Below are 16078 nucleotides of genomic sequence, written 5' to 3'. Positions count from 1 at the left end.
CCGGTCACTCGGGGGGAGACCGGTGCGGTGAGGCGACGGCGGTTGCCCGCGGCGGTGCGGGGAAGCAGGCAGCACGGTCTTGTGCTGGGCGCGGCCGGGCTCGCCGTGCTGCTCGCCGCCACGGTGCTCGCCGCGCTGGCGGCGCTCTCCGAGAAGGCCGTCGAGGGCGGTGTCCAGCGCAGGCTCGCCGGGGACCGTGAGGCCGTCGTCGAGGTCGCGGGCTCCTACCGGGCGCACGGCGCACGGGAGTTGGCCGAGGACGTACGCGCCGCGCTCGACCGCACGTACGCTGATGTGCCCCACCGCACCTGGTCGGCGCTGCGGGCGCCCGCAGCCCGCAACAACGAACTGGCCGTCACCGCCGCCGCGGGCCGTCCGCGCGAGGACGCCACCGTCTCCGTCGTCGCCCTCCAGGGCGCGGAGCGGCACGCCTCGCTGGTAGCCGGGCGGTGGCCGCGGTCCGGTGCGGGGGCGGTGGAGGTCGCGCTGACCGAGGTGGCCGCCGCGGAGCTCGCCGTGCGGCCGGGCGACGGGCTCACGGTGCGGGGCGCCGACGAACGGCCGGTGCCGATGCGGGTCGTCGGGCTGTACGCCGCCGAAGGGCGTGCGCCCGCCCTGTGGGCCTCGCTGAGCAGCACGTTCGGGACGCCCGACACGATCGCGGTGGTGCCCCAGCGGGCCTTCACCGGCGACCAGGGCCTCGCGGGGGACGCCACGGCGCTGTGGCTCGGGGTGCCCCGCACGGACGGGCTGCGACTGGGGGACATCGAGGCGCTGCGGGAGCGGGTCGGGCGGTTCGCGGGCAGCGAAGCGGTCGGCGGGGGCGATCTGAGGCTGTCGGCCGGGCTGCACAGAGCCCTCGACCGGCTCTCCACGCCGATCGCCGTGGCCCGCGCCGGGCTCTACGTCCCCGCGACGCTCCTCGCCGCCCTCGCCGTGGCGGCCCTCGTCCTGACCGCACGGCAGCTCGCCGAACACCGGCGCCCCGAGCTTGCGTTGCTGGCCGCGCGCGGGGCGGGCACCCGGCGGCTCGCCCTGTCGGCCGCCGGGCAGTGGGCCTGCGTGGCCGTGCCCGCCGCGCTGGCCGCGCCGTTCCTCGCGGGGCCGCTGCTCCACGTACTCGAAGGGGCGGGGCTCATCGAGGGCGACATGCCCGCGTCGGCGGTGACAGGACCGGGGTGGGCGGCGGCCCTGGCGGCCCTCGTCGTGCACGGTCTGGGGGTGCTCGTGCCGACCGTGCGGGTCGTGCGGGACCGGCGGGCGGTGGCCCGGCTCCGGCTGCGGATCGCGCGGTTCGCGGGGGTCCAGCGCCTCGGGGCCGATGTGGCGCTCGCCGCGGTCGCCGTGCTCGGCTGGCTGCAACTGCGGCAGTACCGCTCGCCGGTGACCGGCGGCAGCGGCGTCGACCCGGTGCTCGTGCTCGCCCCCGTCGCGATGACCGTGGCGGCCGCGCTGCTCGTGCTGCGGCTCCTGCCGCTGCTCGCCCGCGGCGTCGACCCGCTCGCGCGGCGCGGCCGCGGCCTCGTCCTGCCGCTCGGCGGCTGGCAGATCGGCCGCCGGGCGGCCCGGCACGCGGGGCCCGCCCTGGTGGTGACGCTCGCCCTCGCCGTCGCAGCCCTGAGCGCCACTGCGCTCGCCGTCCTCGACCGGGGCGACCGGGACCAGGCCGCCTTCCAGGTCGGCGCCGACCTGCGCGTCGAGCCGGGCGACGGGGTGCCGCCGGGCGAGCGGCGCGCCGCGTACGAGGCGCTGCCGGGTGCCGAGTCCGTCACGCCCGTGGTCACTACGGAGGGGTACGTCGAGCAGGACGCGGTGGCCGTCACCGGGATCAACACGAGGCGTGGGCCCGCTCCTCTGCTGCGCCGGGACCTCGCGGACCGGCCCGTGCGGGAGCTCGTGGCGCCACTGGGGGAGCGGATCCCGGAGCACGGGCTGCCGGTGGAGCGGGCCGGTCGGGGCTCGCAGGAGGAACTGCCCCTCCGTGTACGGATGTCGGCCGACGGGGGCGGCACCGTCGTGCCCGTGCGGCTCACCGTCTTCTTCGAAGACGGTGACGGACTGACCCACTCCAGCTCTGTCGTCATCAAGGAGGGCGGCACCAGGACCCTGCCCCTGAGGGTGGGGGCGCGCGGCGAAGGGATACGCATCCTGCAGATCGACCTGAGCATGGTCGGCGAGCGGGTGCGAAGGACATACCGGCTGACGGTCGATCAGGTGCCGGGGCTCGCACGGGAAGCGCGGTGGCGCGATCTGCGGGCGGACCAGCCCGACCGGAGCGTGGCGGGGTGTCCGCGGGACGAGCGGGGCGAGCGGGAGCGCGGCGAGGCGCCGGGGAGCGACCAGGGGCAGCAGCCTTCCGGAGAGGCGCCAGGACCCGTCCTGTGCGCCGACCGCCCCGGCAGCGGAAAGCTCATCGACGCGGTGCTGCGCGGGCCCGACGGGGACCTGAAGTACCCCACGTGGGGCGTGCGCCTCGGCACGGACCGCGCCAAGGGCCGACCGGCCGCGCCCGCGCTCGCCGACGACGCGCTGCTGGACTCCGGGGCGGTGCGGGTCGGGGACACCCTGACGGTGCGGGGGAGCACGGGCGGCAGTGCACGGGTCGAGATCGTCGGGCGGATCGCGGCGCTGCCCGGGCTGCCTCGCGATCGGCCGCGGCTGCTCGCCGACTCCCGCGCCATGGCCGCTCAGTGGGCGCTGAGCGGGGCGTTGCCGGGGGCGGAGAGCGCGTGGTGGGTGGGGGTCAGGGGCGCGGACGCGTCGGCGGCCCTCGCGGCGGTGCGGGGGGATCCGCGCCTCGGGCACGCGGTGGACGTGCCGCTCGTCCGCGAGGCGCTGGCCGCCGACCCGCTGCGGCGCGGCGCGCGAGGGGCGCTCGTGCTGTGCCTGGTGCTCGCTCCCGCCTTCGCCGTCATCGCGTTCGCCCTGCATACCGTGGTCTCCGCGCGGGCTAGGGAACGGGAGTTCGGACTGTTGCGTGCGCTCGGAGTGCGGCGCGGGCAGCTCGCCGCGTACCTCTGGACCGAGCAGTTGGCGCTGGCCGGGGTGGCGGCGGCGCTCGGCACGGTGCTCGGGGCCGCCCTCGCCTCGCTGATCATGCCGGTGGTGACGGTCGACGCGGCGGGGAAGCCGGTCTTCCCCGAGCTGGCCGCGTCCGTGCCGTGGGTGCGGGTGGTGGTGACGGCAGGGCTGACCACAGCGGTGATCTGCGCGGTGGTCACGGTGGCTGCGCGGGTGCTGGGACGGGTGGACCTGGCGCGGGTGCTGCGGGCGGGGGAGGACGTGTGAGGGGCGGGCGGTCGTGGGGTGGTGTGCGGCGGCGCGTGGGGTCGCGGAGCGGTGTGTGGCGGCGCGGGTGGTGGCAGCGGGCGCCTCTGTGGGTGGGGCTCGGTGCGTTGACCGCCGTGCTCGTGGGCGTGGCCGCCGCCGGACCCGGGCTGTTCCAACGGCTCGGCGGGGACGCGCTGGCCGGGCGGTTCGAGCAGGCGCAGCGGGCGGCCCCCGGTGTGGTGCACAGCGCACGGATCGGCCCGGAGCAGCCCTCTCCGGGAGTGGAGAGCGACCTCGGCGCCGATCTCGCGCGCTACGCGTCCGCCCTTGAGAACGCCGCTCCGAACTCGCTGCGCGGCGGCCTCGTGCACGATTCCACCCGCATCGAACTGCCCACTGTGCGGGGCGATACGGCGGGCGGCGTCACGCTCTCCCTGGTGTACGCCTCCGACGCCCCGCAGAAGGCCGCGTACGTCGCCGGGAGGGCGCCCCGGAAGCGGGGTGAGGTGGTGGAGCTCGCCGTGTCCGAGCGGACGCGTGACGCGCTCGGACTGCGGGTCGGGCAGCGGATCGGGCTGGAGGGCGGCGCACTGACGAACGTCCGGGCCGAGGGCCGGGTCGTCGGGGTCTTCCGGGCCGGGGGCGCGGCGGACGGCGAGCGGCTGTGGAGCGAGCAGCCCCTGCTGGTGCGCCCCCTGCCCGGCGTGGCGGGCGCCGCCCCGGACGCCGGTGCACTCGTCGCGCCCCGTGGCGTCGAGGTCCTGCAGAACCAGGCGGACGCCGAGCTCAGCGTCGAATGGAACATGCGGCTCCACCTGACGGAAGAGGTCGCGGGCCGCTTCCTGGGGGAGGACGGGGCACGGCGGTTCCAGCGGATCATGGCCCGCTATCCGTCCGCCGCCGAGGAGGCCTTCTGCGACTTCGAGTCGTACGGCGGGGAGTGGTGCGTCCTCGGAGCGCATCCGGCGACGGAGATGACGAGCGACACCGAACTGACCGAGGTCTTCGAGGAGTTCCGGCACCGGTGGCGGCAGGCGGGCGTCGTGATGTCGTTCGCACCGGCCTCGCTGCTCGGCGTGGGGCTCGCCGCCACCGTCGTGACCTCGCTCCTTGTCGTACGCCGACGCCTCGACGGGGACCGGCTGCGGCGGGCGCGCGGGGCGTCGGCCACCGGGCTCGCCCTGGGGCGTGCGGTGGAGAGCGCGCCCGCCGTGGTGCTCGGATTCGGCCTCGGCTGCGCGGCCGCGGCGGCGGTGCCGGGGAGCTCACCCGCGTACGGCAAAGGGCTGGCCGTCGCTCTCCTGTGCTGGCTGCCGCTGCCCGTCCTCACCTGGGCCGCGGTGCGGGACCGGGCCGTGCTGCGGGAGCGGGCGCCGCGGGGCGCGGGGCGCAGGCTGGTGGTGGAGGCGCTGGTGCTGCTGCTCGCCGCCGGTGGTGTCCTGGCGCTGCGGACCCGGGGCACGGAAGGCGCGGCGGGACCGGATCCGCTGCTCGCCGCAGTGCCCGTGCTGCTGGGGCTCGCGACGGTCGCCGTCCTCGTGCGGTGCTATCCGTGGCCGGTCCGCGCGGTGGCGCGGTGGTCGGCGCGGGGGCGGGGCACCGTGGCACTGGTCGCGCTGTCCCGTGCAGCCAAGGAGGCCCCCGCGCGCGGGCTCGCGCTGCTCGTCCTTGTGGTGACGCTCGCCGGAGCCGTCTTCGGAGGGCTCGTTCTGGGGACGCTCGTGGAGGGACGGCGTGCCACGGCCGACTGGCAGGCGGGTGCCGACGCCTCCTTCCTGGGGGCCGAGCGCGACCGTGGCACGGCGGAGCGGCTGGCACGCGCGCGGGGAGTGCGGAAAACGGTGACGGTGCGGCAGCTGAGGGTGGATCCGGTGAGCGGGCGGGACGGGGGACGGTACGGGATCTCCAGCCTGGTCGGCGTGGACGGGGCGAAGCTGCGCGAGGCGGCCGGGAGTTCGCCCGCCGCCCGCGCGCTGCACGACGCCGGACTCACCAGGGGCGGCGGTGGCCGCGACATCCGTGTGCTCGCCTCCGAGGGGCACGCCGGGGACCTGCTCACCTTCACCCGGCTCGGCAAGAAGACGCGGCTGCGGGTCGTCGGGACGCTGCCGGAGGGCGCGGCGCGCGACCCCGCACTCGGCCCCGTGCGCGGCGCCACCGTCCCCCGGCAGCACCTCCTCGTGGCCGACAACAGGGACCTGCGCGCCTTCGCCGCCTCGGAGTTCGAGGAGACCGCACTCCTGCTGTACGGCGCCCGGATGGACACCGAGGCGTTGCGTTCCCTCGTACCGCGGGCCGCTCCCGGGGCGACCGGCGGCGAGCTCCGCATCCGCGCCGAGGAACAGGCCGAGGCCGACGACGACCGGCTGATCGCCGCCGTGACCGTGGCGCACACCGCCTGCACCGCACTGGCCGTGCTGCTCGCGCTCGTAGCCCTCGTGCTCGAACTGTTCCTCTCCGCCCCCGCGCGCGGGCTCACCACCGCCTATCTGCGCACCCTCGGCCTCGGCGGGCGAGCCGCGTCCGCGCTGCACCTGCTGCAGCTCCTGCCCCTGGTGCTGGCCGCCGTCGCGGGCGGCGTCGCGCTGGGCCTTGCGCTGCCCTCGCTGCTCGGACCCGCCCTCGACCTGCGGGAGTTCACCGGCGGGCCCGTGGCGCCCGACGGACACGTGGACGCGCTGTTCACCGCTGCCCTGGGCGCGGGACTCTGTCTCCTGGTCGCCCTTGCGGTGGGCGTGGAGACCTGGCTCGGGCGGCGCCGGGGCCTCGGCGCCGTCCTGCGACTCGGGAGAGCGGATGAGCACTGAACTGGCCGAACTGGAGGCGCGGGCCCGCGCCGCGGGGCGTCCCGCGGCCGACGAGGGCCTGGTCGTCTGCGACAACCTCGTCCGCGTCTACCGCACCGAGGAGGTCGAGGTGCAGGCGCTGCAAGGCCTCGACCTGGTCGTCGCGGACGGCGAGTGCGTGGCCCTGGTCGGCGCATCGGGGTCGGGCAAGTCCACGCTCCTTTCGATCCTCTCGGGGCTCGACCTGCCCACCGCGGGGCGCGCGAAGGTCGCGGGACACGACCTGCTCGCGATGGGGCGCCGCGAACGCCTCGGCTACCGCAGAAGCACGGTGGGCTTCGTCTGGCAGCAGACCGGCCGCAATCTGCTGCCCCATCTGACCGCCCTGGAGAACGTGGCGCTGCCGATGAAGTACACGCGCGTGCCCCGCCGTTCCCGCCACGAGAGGGCCGCCGAACTGCTCGGCGTACTCGGCGTCGCGCACTGCCGCGACCGGCGGCCCGACGAGCTCTCCGGTGGCGAGCAGCAGCGCGTGGCCGTCGCGGTGGCCACCGCCAACGCCCCGCGCGTCCTGCTCGCCGACGAGCCCACGGGGGAGCTGGACACGGCGAGCGGCGAGGACGTCTTCGCGGCCCTGCGCCGCGCCAACGAGGAGCTCGGCGCGACGGTCCTGGTCGTGACGCACGACCCCCTCGTCTCGGAGCAGGTCCGGCGCACGGTGCGCATCCGCGACGGACGGACCTCCACGGAGACGCTCCGTGAGCATGGCGGCATCGGCGAGGAGTTCACGGTTCTGGACAAGGCGGGGCGGCTGCAGCTGCCGGGGGAGTACGTGGAGCGGTACGGGCTGCGGGGGCGCGTACGGCTGACGGCGGAGCCGGACCATGTGGGGGTGTGGCCCGATGCGCCTGGGCCCGTGGCCGAGACGCCCGACGCTTCGGGCGCCCCTGAGCAGGATCTCTAACTTCACGCCTTGACGGAAGGCTGGTCCGTACCTATGGTCACGGGCCAACGCGCGTGTTCAGACAGGCACTTGAAGTTCACATACGAGAACGGATGGTCCCCCCCCATGCCCAAGTCACGCCTCTCCGTAGGAGCGGCCATAGCCTCCGTGGCCGCCGCCCTTGTCGCCGGGCTCGTCTCCTGGCCCGGAACCGGCAAGGCCGAGGCCGCCCCCGTCGCTGCCCCTGCCGCCGCCCCCAGCACCTTCGCCCACCCCGGAGTCACCGTCTCCCGGGGCCAGTTGGACTTCACCCGCGAGAAGGTCACCGCGGGCGCCCAGCCCTGGAAGTCCGCCTACGACCAGATGATGGGCAGCAAGTACGCCTCCCTCTCCCGCACCCCGAAGCCCCGCGCGGTCGTGGAGTGCGGCTCCTACTCCGACCCCAACTACGGCTGCACCGACGAGCGCGAGGACGCGACGGCCGCGTACACCACCGCCCTCGCCTGGTACATCACGCGTGACGAGCGCTACGCGAAGAAGTCCATCGAGCTGATGGACGCCTGGTCGGCCACCATCAAGGACCACACCAACAGCAACGCCCCGCTGCAGACCGGCTGGGCAGGGTCCAGCTGGCCGCGCGCCGCCGAGATCATCAAGTACACGTACGACGGGGGCTGGTCGAACGCCGGCCGCTTCGCGACGATGCTGCGCAACGTCTACCTCCCCGAGGTCATCAACGGCTCCAACTCCAACGGGAACTGGGAGCTGTCGATGATGGAGGCCGCCGTCGGCATCGCCGTCTTCCTGGAGGACAAGGCGTCGTACGACAAGGCGATGGCGACCTTCCGCACGCGCACCGCCGCCTACGTCTACCTCGCGTCCGACGGGCCGCTGCCGAAGACCGCGCCGAAACAGAACCTCGACACCCGGGAGAAGATCGTCAAGTACTGGCAGGGGCAGGGCACCTTCACCACCGGCCTCACCCAGGAGACCTGCCGCGACTTCACCCACACCGGGTACGGCCTCTCCGCGATCTCCCACGTCGCCGAGACCAGCCGCATCCAGGGCCAGGACCTCTACTCGACGGACGTCGGCGAGCGGCTGCGCCAGGGGCTCGGCTTCCAGGCCAAGTACGAGCTGGGCGAGGCGCCGCCCGCCTCCCTCTGCAAGGGCACGGTCCACCGGGGCCTCGGCCCGGTCACCGAAGTCGGCTACAACGCCCTTGCGGGCCGCCTCGGCCACACCATGACCAACACTCAGAAACTCACCGAACGCAACCGCCCCGCGGGCTCCAACAACCTCTTCGTCGCCTGGGAAACCCTGACGCACGCGGGCAATCCCGGCTGAGCCGGAACTTTTCTGGCCTTGTCGGGCCGGGTGCCAGGTGGTGATACTGGCGCCCGGCCCCCGCGCACCCGGGGGCGAAACGGGGGAGTGGTCGGTGGGAGTGGGCGCGGGAAACGCCAAGAACATGGTCGTCGTAGAAGACCTCCATCGGACGTACGGCACCGGGGCGGCGGCCGTCCACGCCCTGCGCGGCGTCTCCTTCACCGTCCCGCGCGGGGAGCTCGTCGCCCTGAAGGGCCGCTCCGGATCGGGCAAGACCACCCTGCTCAACCTCGTCGGCGGGCTCGACTCCCCGGACCACGGGAAGATCGCAGTGGACGACGTGGAGCTCGCGGGGCTCGGCGAGAGCGGCCTCCTGGAGCTGCGCAGGGACCGGCTCGGCTTCATCTTCCAGTCCTTCGGACTCATCCCCATCCTCACCGCGGCAGAGAACGTCGGCGTCCCCCTGCGGCTCCGCAAGACCGATCCCCGCGCGCGTGAGGAGCGCGTCGCCCTCCTCCTTGCTCTCGTCGGCCTCGCCGACCACGCCAAGCAGCGGCCCGGCGAGCTCTCCGGAGGGCAGCAGCAGCGCGTCGCCATCGCCCGCGCCCTCGCCAACAAGCCCGCCCTGCTGATCGCCGACGAACCCACCGGCCAGCTGGACGCGGAGACCGGGCTCGCCGTGATGGAGCTGCTGCGCGCGGTGGTCCGCAGCGAGGGCGTCACCGCCCTGGTGGCCACGCACGACGCGGCCCTGCTCGACCTGGCCGACCGGGTCCTCGAACTGCGCGACGGCGAGATCATCACGCACTGACCAGCGCTCCTGGGCCCCGCGCCGTCGGCATCAGGGTTGTGTCAAGGAGAGCACTCCCGTACCCCCTCGTCCGTATTGCCGGAATTGTTGGCCGTAAGGTCGACGCTGCGTACACAGCAGTTTCGGGAAGACAATGGGGCCATGGCACGCGGCAAGCTTCGGATCTACCTCGGTGCGGCACCGGGCGTCGGCAAGACGTACGCGATGCTCTCCGAGGCCCACCGCCGCATCGAGCGCGGCACCGACTGCGTGGTCGCCTTCGTGGAGCACCACGACCGGCCGCGCACCGAGGTGATGCTGCACGGCCTGGAACAGGTGACCCGCAAGGACCTGGAGTACCGCGGCACGGCGTTCACCGAGATGGACGTCGACGCGGTCCTGGAGCGCGCCCCCGAGGTCGCCCTCGTCGACGAGCTCGCCCACACGAACGTCCCCGGCTCCCGCAACGCCAAGCGCTGGCAGGACGTCGAGGAGCTCCTCACGGCGGGCATCGACGTCGTCTCCACGGTGAACATCCAGCACCTGGAGTCGCTCGGCGACGTCGTCGAGTCGATCACCGGCGTGCGGCAGAAGGAGACGGTGCCGGACGAGGTGGTGCGCCGCGCCGACCAGATCGAGCTGGTCGACATGTCGCCACAGGCGCTGCGCCGCCGCATGGCGCACGGCAACATCTACAAGTCCGACCGCATCGACGCGTCCCTCTCCAACTACTTCCGGCCCGGCAACCTCACGGCGCTGCGCGAGCTGGCGCTGCTCTGGGTCGCCGACCGCGTCGACGAGTACCTCCAGCAGTACCGCGGCGAGCACAACATCCGCTCCACCTGGCAGGCCCGCGAGCGCATCGTCGTCGGCCTGACCGGCGGACCCGAGGGCCGCACCCTGATCAGACGCGCGTCCCGCATGGCCGCCAAGGGCTCGGGCAGCGAGATCCTCGCCGTCTACATCGCCCGCAGCGACGGCCTGACCGGCGCGTCCCCCAAGGAACTCGCCGTCCAGCGCACCCTCGTCGAAGACCTCGGCGGCACCTTCCACCACGTCATCGGCGACGACATACCGGCCGCCCTCCTCGACTTCGCACGCGGCGTCAACGCCACCCAGATCGTCCTCGGCTCCTCGCGCCGCAAGACCTGGCAGTACGTCTTCGGTCCCGGCGTCGGCGCGACCGTCGCCCGCGATTCCGGACCCGATCTGGACGTGCACATCGTCACCCACGGAGAGGTCGCCAAGGGGCGCGGCCTGCCCGTCGCCCGCGGCGCGCGCCTCGGCCGGTCCCGGGCCATCTGGGGCTGGCTGGTCGGCGTCGCGGGGCCCGCCGCCCTGACGGTGCTGCTCACCCACATCGACACCGATCTGGGCCTCGCCAACGACATGCTGCTGTTCCTGACGCTCACGGTCGCCGCCGCGCTGGTGGGCGGGCTGGTCCCGGCGCTGGCCTCCGCGGCCGTCGGTTCACTGCTCCTCAACTACTACTTCACGCCACCGCTGCACCTGTGGACGGTCTCCAACAACAAGAACATCGTGGCCATCGCGGTGTTCGTGGGCGTCGCCGTGTCGGTGGCCTCCGTCGTCGACCTCGCCGCCCGCCGCACCCACCAGGCCGCCCGGCTGCGCGCCGAGGCGGAGATACTCTCCTTCCTCGCAGGCAGCGTGCTGCGCGGCGAGACCAGCCTGGAAGCACTCCTCGAACGCGTCCGCGAAACCTTCGCCATGGAGTCCGTCGCCCTCCTGGAGCGCGCGGGCGACACCGACCCCTGGACCTGCGCGGGCAGCGCGGGCGACGGGCGGCCGCTGGAGCGCCCCGAGGACGCCGACGTCGACATGCCCGTCGGCGACCACATGGCGCTCGCCCTCTCCGGCCGGGTGCTGCCCGCCGAGGACCGCCGCGTCCTCGCCGCGTTCGCCGCGCAGGCCGCTGTCGTCCTGGACCGCCAGCGGCTGCAGTCCGAGGCCGACCGGGCCCGCACCCTCGCCGAGGGCAACCGCATCCGCACCGCCCTGCTCGCCGCCGTCAGCCACGACCTGCGCACCCCGCTCGCGGGCATCAAGGCGGCCGTGTCCTCGCTGCGCTCCGACGACGTGGAGTGGTCCGACGAGGACGAGGCGGAGCTCCTCGAAGGCATCGAGGCGGGCGCCGACCGGCTGGAACACCTGGTGGGCAACCTCCTCGACATGTCCCGGCTGCAGACCGGCACCGTCACCCCGCTGATCCGCGAGATCGACCTCGACGAGGTGGTTCCGATGGCGCTCGGCGGCGTACCCGACGGCAGCGCGGAGCTGGACATCCCCGAAACGCTGCCCATGGTCGCCGTCGACAAGGGCCTCCTGGAGCGGGCGGTCGCCAACATCGTCGAGAACGCCGTGAAGTACGCACCCGAGGGCGAGCCCGTCAAGGTCTCCGCGAGCGCGCTGGGCGAGCGCGTCGAGATCCGCGTCGTGGACCGCGGCCGCGGCGTCCCCGACAGTGCCAAGGACCGCATCTTCGCGCCCTTCCAGCGCTACGGTGACGCACCACGGGGTGCCGGTGTGGGCCTGGGCCTCGCCGTCGCCCGCGGCTTCGTCGAGGCCATGGGCGGCACCCTCGCCGCCGAGGACACCCCCGGCGGCGGCCTGACCATGGTCCTCACCCTGCGGGCGGCGGCCGGGCGCCCGCCGGTCCGTCCCGAGCTGTCGTCCCAGGTCACGTCGTGACCCGCAACGCAGAAGCCGTGCCCCAGAACCAGCAGTCCGAAAGGCAGGTACGCATGACCCGGGTGCTCGTGGTCGACGACGAGCCGCAGATCGTGCGCGCCCTCGTGATCAACCTGAAGGCGCGCAAGTACGAGGTGGACTCGGCACCCGACGGCGCCACCGCGCTGCAGGTCGCCGCGGCCCGCCACCCCGACGTGATCGTGCTCGATCTCGGTCTGCCCGACATGGACGGCGTGGAGGTCATCAGGGGCCTTCGCGGCTGGACGCGCGTCCCCATCCTGGTCCTCTCCGCCCGGCACAGCTCGGACGAGAAGGTCGAGGCGCTGGACGCGGGCGCCGACGACTACGTGACCAAGCCCTTCGGCATGGACGAGCTCCTCGCCCGGCTGCGCGCCGCCGTGCGCAGGGCGGAGCCCACCGGGACGGGCGACGACGACGTGATGGTGGACACCGGCGACTTCTCCGTGGATCTGGCCGCCAAGAAGGTCAACCGCGGCGGCCGTGACGTACGCCTCACTCCCACGGAGTGGCACCTCCTGGAGGTCCTGGTGCGCAACACCGGCCGTCTCGTCAGCCAGAAGCAGCTTCTCCAGGAGGTCTGGGGGCCCTCGTACGGGACGGAGACGAACTACCTCCGCGTCTACATGGCGCAGCTGCGCCGGAAGCTGGAGACGGACCCGGCGCACCCGCGGCACTTCATCACGGAGCCCGGAATGGGATACCGGTTCGAGAAGTGACCGGATCGGTCGCTTCAGCGGGGTCCACAGCGGGTACTGAGCGGACATAAGCACAGCTGAGCGCACCCCTTTCCCCAGTGTCCTCGCCCCCCGGTACGCTTCTTGCATGAGTGCTGTTTCTGGTTCCGACAAGCCGGTGGGCCGTTTCCGGCGCATGCTCGACCGGCTCTCCTCCTCCCAGGAGGACCTGGAGTCGGAGGAGCTGCGGGAGGACGCCGAGACAGCGGGCTGCGTCCGTATCGGCGACTGCCGCGACCGCCAGATAGTCACCGTTACTGGTACCTTGCGCACGGTCACTCTGCGGCCACGTGCCGGGGTTCCCGCCCTGGAGGCCGAGCTGTTCGACGGCTCGGCGGCGCTGGACGTCGTGTGGCTCGGCAGGCGCTCCATCGTGGGAATCGAACCGGGGCGCAGGCTGATCGCGTCCGGCCGGATCTCGGAGAGCCGGGGCCGCCGGGTGCTCTTCAACCCGAAATACGAACTCAGACCCCTCGGACGGGAGTAGCCGGTGACGTCCCTCGACAAGCCGACGGACCACGGGAGCGCGGACCAGGACGCAGATTCCAGGGCCGTGACCGAGGCAGCGCTCTTCGAAGCCTTCGGCGGTGTTCGGGGCATGGTGGAGACCGTCGTTCCCGGCCTGCTCTTCGTGACCATCTTCACGATCAACAAGGACCTGCACATGTCGGCCATCGCGGCCCTCGCGGTGTCCCTGGTGCTCGTCGTGATCCGGCTGGTCATGAAGGACACCGTCAAGCACGCCTTCAGCGGCGTCTTCGGCGTCGCCTTCGGTGTGGTCTTCGCGATGATGACCGGCAACGCCAAGGACTTCTACCTGCCGGGCATGCTGTACACCCTCGGCCTCGCCCTGGCGTACATGATCACGACCCTCGCGGGCGTGCCCCTGATCGGCCTCATCCTCGGCCCGGTCTTCAAGGAGAACCTCTCCTGGCGCACCCGCAACCCGGGCCGCAAGAAGGCGTACGCGAAGGCCAGTTGGGCCTGGGGCCTGATCCTGCTCGCCAAGTGCGCGATCCTCTTCCCGCTGTACTGGTGGGCGGACACCACGCAGTTCGGCTGGGTCCTGATCGCCCTGAAGATCCCGCCGTTCCTGCTCGCCGTCTATCTGACCTGGGTCTTCCTGGCGAAGGCCCCGCCGCCGATCGACGTCTTCGCGGAGATGGAAGCGGCGGAGAAGGCGGAGGAGGAGCGCAAGGCGGAGCGCGAGCGGGAACGCCGCGACGCGTGAAGCCGGCCCCGCAGGGGCGAGCTTCAGGGGCGCGGGGAACTGCGCGCCCAGCCACGACGGCGCCGCACTGCGAATGAGGGGGCACCCGGAACCTTCCGGGTGCCCCCTCATCGCTGTTCGCTTGTCACCGTCCGCCGGGGCGGTCTCAGCCCACCGCATCCTCGCGACGCACCGAGAGCAGGTCCTCCAGCTGCTCCTCGCGGGCCTGGGCCGCCACGAAGAGGAGCTCGTCACCCGCCTCCAGGGAGTCGTCCGCGGTCGGCGCAAGGACGCGCGTGCCGCGGATGATCGTGACCAGCGAGGTGTCCTCGGGCCACAGGACGTCGCCGACCTGCGTGCCCGCGAGGGCCGACTCGGGCGGCAGCGTCAGCTCGACGAGGTTCGCGTCGCCGTGGCTGAAGCGGAGCAGGCGCACGAGGTCGCCGACGCTCACCGCCTCCTCGACGAGCGCGGACATCAGACGCGGCGTGGAGACCGCGACGTCGACGCCCCAGGACTCGTTGAAGAGCCACTCGTTCTTCGGGTTGTTCACGCGGGCGACGACCCGCGGGACGCCGTACTCGGTCTTGGCGAGCAGCGAGACGACCAGGTTGACCTTGTCGTCGCCGGTCGCGGCGATCACCACGTTGCAGCGCTGCAGCGCGGCCTCGTCGAGAGAGGTGATCTCGCAGGCGTCGGCGAGCAGCCACTCGGCCTGCGGAACGCGCTCGACCGAGATGGCGGTCGGCGCCTTGTCGATGAGAAGGACCTCGTGGCCGTTCTCCAGGAGCTCACCGGCGATGGAACGTCCCACCGCGCCGGCTCCGGCAATGGCGACCCTCATCAGTGACCGCCCTCCTCAGGGCCTTCGGCGAACGCGGCTTCGACCTTGTCGACCTGGTCGGTGCGCATCATGACGTGCACCAGGTCGCCTTCTTGCAGGACCGTCTGGGAGGTCGGCAGGACCGCCTCGCCCAGCCGGGTGAGGAAGGCCACGCGCACGCCGGTCTCCTCCTGGAGCTGGCTGATCTTGTGTCCGATCCACGCCGCCGACGCGTGCACCTCGGCGAGCTGCACGCCGCCGGTGGGATCGCGCCACAGCGGCTCGGCGCCGGACGGCAGCAGCCGCCGCAGCATCTGGTCGGCGGTCCAGCGGACCGTGGCGACCGTCGGGATGCCCAGGCGCTGGTAGACCTCGGCTCGGCGCGGGTCGTAGATGCGGGCCGCGACGTTCTCGATGCCGAACATCTCGCGGGCCACGCGTGCGGCGATGATGTTCGAGTTGTCGCCGCTGGAGACGGCTGCGAAGGCGCCCGCCTCCTCGATACCGGCCTCGCGCAGGGTGTCCTGGTCGAAGCCGACGCCGGTGACGCGGCGGCCGCCGAACCCGGACCCGAGGCGGCGGAAGGCCGTGGGGTCCTGGTCGACGACGGCGACCGTGTGCCCCTGTTGTTCCAGGTTCTGGGCGAGAGCGGAGCCGACTCTCCCGCAGCCCATGATGACGATGTGCACCTGTCCTTTACCCCGCACTCCTGGTCATCCCGCTGACCTGCGAAAACATCGTGCTCACTCTTCTCTCTCACTCTGCCGGGCAACCACGGGGCAACAGCGTGCGGCGTTGCCAAGAGACGAGCTTAAGCCGCAATGGGCCCCTTGCACTCACCCGCGTCCTCCCTCAAGGAGACGCGAAAGGGGCCGGTGGAGGTGAGAGCTCAGTCCACGCTGCGCAGCAGGCCCTCGACGTTCTGCAGACGGTGACCGAGTTCGACGAGCTGGAGGCGGGTCGACTCCTGCTCGGACCTGGCGCGCTCGACGACCTGGCGGTACTCGTGCATGGCCTCGGCGTACTGCTTGTCGCGGTCGCGGTTGCGCTGCGTCTGGAAGTACGCGACGGCGACGACGGCGCCGGCGAGTATCAGGAAGAAGGCGACCGGAATGATCACGTCGTCCATCAAGACCCCTCAGATGATTGCTGTCCGGCCTCGTCCGACGCGTCCTCCCGGACGGCCGCGAGGATCGTGTCCACATTCAATCGCACGTCGAACGGCGCGAGTTCGAAGTACTTGAGCGCCTTGCCGTCGTCGGAGAGCTCCAGGCGGCCGACGACGAGGCCGGCCTTCTCCAGGCGTTCGAGGTGCATGTAGAGCAGGGGGCGGGAGACGCCGAGCCGCCGCGCCAGTTCGCTCACGTACAGCTGCCCCGGTGCGAGCTCGGTGATGATCCGGATCCGCTGGGCGTGGCCGACGGCGGAGAGGAAGGCGAGCAGCTCCGCGCTGTCCATGGCCC

13 protein-coding genes are annotated in these 16078 nt (G+C 73.0%); 9 read left to right on the top strand and 4 right to left on the bottom strand.

All coding sequences use genetic code 11. The features are described from left to right. Window positions 1-27 precede the first annotated feature (27 nt). From ABZV77_RS03660 to ABZV77_RS03620, 9 genes are all read left to right on the top strand, one after another. Complete coding sequence (locus ABZV77_RS03660; RefSeq protein ID WP_356249836.1) at window positions 28-3288, top strand: ABC transporter permease; 3261 nt, start codon at window positions 28-30, stop codon at window positions 3286-3288. 107 nt (window positions 3289-3395) lie between these two features. Beyond that, on the top strand, window positions 3396-6077 hold the full coding sequence (locus ABZV77_RS03655; protein WP_356249834.1) for a hypothetical protein: 2682 nt from the start codon (window positions 3396-3398) through the stop codon (window positions 6075-6077). Next, on the top strand, window positions 6067-7020 hold the full coding sequence (locus tag ABZV77_RS03650) for an ABC transporter ATP-binding protein (RefSeq protein ID WP_356249832.1): 954 nt from the start codon (window positions 6067-6069) through the stop codon (window positions 7018-7020). Before ABZV77_RS03655 ends, ABZV77_RS03650 begins: the two co-directional genes overlap by 11 nt. A 105-nt stretch (window positions 7021-7125) precedes the next feature. After that, on the top strand, window positions 7126-8346 hold the full coding sequence (locus ABZV77_RS03645) for an alginate lyase family protein (RefSeq protein WP_356249830.1): 1221 nt from the start codon (window positions 7126-7128) through the stop codon (window positions 8344-8346). Between the two features lie 124 nt (window positions 8347-8470). Further along, window positions 8471-9139 (top strand): ABC transporter ATP-binding protein, encoded by a 669-nt coding sequence (locus ABZV77_RS03640; protein WP_356250182.1) that lies wholly within the window; start codon window positions 8471-8473, stop codon window positions 9137-9139. Window positions 9140-9280: 141 nt separating this feature from the next. Continuing rightward, window positions 9281-11827, top strand: coding sequence for a sensor histidine kinase KdpD (locus ABZV77_RS03635; protein WP_356249828.1), 2547 nt, complete (start codon window positions 9281-9283; stop codon window positions 11825-11827). Window positions 11828-11880: 53 nt separating this feature from the next. After that, complete coding sequence (locus ABZV77_RS03630) at window positions 11881-12564, top strand: response regulator (RefSeq protein ID WP_356250180.1); 684 nt, start codon at window positions 11881-11883, stop codon at window positions 12562-12564. A 106-nt stretch (window positions 12565-12670) separates the two neighbouring features. Beyond that, the gene (locus tag ABZV77_RS03625) at window positions 12671-13069 is read left to right on the top strand and encodes an OB-fold nucleic acid binding domain-containing protein (protein ID WP_306335097.1); all 399 of its coding nucleotides are present in this window, start codon (window positions 12671-12673) and stop codon (window positions 13067-13069) included. Between the two features lie 3 nt (window positions 13070-13072). Beyond that, entirely contained in the window at window positions 13073-13813 is a 741-nt protein-coding gene (locus ABZV77_RS03620; RefSeq protein ID WP_356249826.1) for a DUF3159 domain-containing protein, read from the top strand. Between the two features lie 145 nt (window positions 13814-13958). Here the strand turns inward: ABZV77_RS03620 and ABZV77_RS03615 are convergent, their stop codons facing one another. From ABZV77_RS03615 to ABZV77_RS03600, 4 genes are all read right to left on the bottom strand, one after another. Then, the gene (locus ABZV77_RS03615; protein ID WP_356249824.1) at window positions 13959-14636 is read right to left on the bottom strand and encodes a TrkA family potassium uptake protein; all 678 of its coding nucleotides are present in this window, start codon (window positions 14634-14636) and stop codon (window positions 13959-13961) included. Continuing rightward, window positions 14636-15304, bottom strand: a complete 669-nt coding sequence (locus ABZV77_RS03610; protein WP_356249822.1) for a TrkA family potassium uptake protein — start codon at window positions 15302-15304, stop codon at window positions 14636-14638. Before ABZV77_RS03610 ends, ABZV77_RS03615 begins: the two co-directional genes overlap by 1 nt. 200 nt (window positions 15305-15504) lie before the next feature. Next, entirely contained in the window at window positions 15505-15744 is a 240-nt protein-coding gene (locus ABZV77_RS03605; protein WP_356249820.1) for a hypothetical protein, read from the bottom strand. Then, window positions 15744-16073 carry a winged helix-turn-helix domain-containing protein gene (locus ABZV77_RS03600; RefSeq protein ID WP_356249818.1) on the bottom strand — a complete coding sequence of 110 codons (330 nt, stop codon included), beginning with the start codon at window positions 16071-16073 and terminating at the stop codon, window positions 15744-15746. Before ABZV77_RS03600 ends, ABZV77_RS03605 begins: the two co-directional genes overlap by 1 nt. Window positions 16074-16078 lie beyond the last annotated feature (5 nt).

It is taken from the genome of Streptomyces sp. NPDC004732, assembly GCF_040609235.1.
In the GTDB taxonomy this organism is placed as follows: Bacteria; Actinomycetota; Actinomycetes; order Streptomycetales; family Streptomycetaceae; genus Streptomyces.
The sequence above is the reverse complement of the archived record's forward strand: the minus strand, read 5'-3'. Positions and strand labels throughout refer to the sequence as shown.

Coding starts and splice junctions, on each gene's coding strand:
- ABZV77_RS03650 (WP_356249832.1), top strand. CDS start 6,067: ATGAGCACTGAACTGGCCGAACTGGAGGCGCGGGCCCGCGCCGCGGGG.
- ABZV77_RS03645 (WP_356249830.1), top strand. CDS start 7,126: ATGCCCAAGTCACGCCTCTCCGTAGGAGCGGCCATAGCCTCCGTGGCC.
- ABZV77_RS03640 (WP_356250182.1), top strand. CDS start 8,471: ATGGTCGTCGTAGAAGACCTCCATCGGACGTACGGCACCGGGGCGGCG.
- ABZV77_RS03635 (WP_356249828.1), top strand. CDS start 9,281: ATGGCACGCGGCAAGCTTCGGATCTACCTCGGTGCGGCACCGGGCGTC.
- ABZV77_RS03630 (WP_356250180.1), top strand. CDS start 11,881: ATGACCCGGGTGCTCGTGGTCGACGACGAGCCGCAGATCGTGCGCGCC.
- ABZV77_RS03625 (WP_306335097.1), top strand. CDS start 12,671: ATGAGTGCTGTTTCTGGTTCCGACAAGCCGGTGGGCCGTTTCCGGCGC.
- ABZV77_RS03615 (WP_356249824.1), bottom strand. CDS start 14,636: ATGAGGGTCGCCATTGCCGGAGCCGGCGCGGTGGGACGTTCCATCGCC.
- ABZV77_RS03605 (WP_356249820.1), bottom strand. CDS start 15,744: ATGGACGACGTGATCATTCCGGTCGCCTTCTTCCTGATACTCGCCGGC.
- ABZV77_RS03600 (WP_356249818.1), bottom strand. CDS start 16,073: ATGGACAGCGCGGAGCTGCTCGCCTTCCTCTCCGCCGTCGGCCACGCC.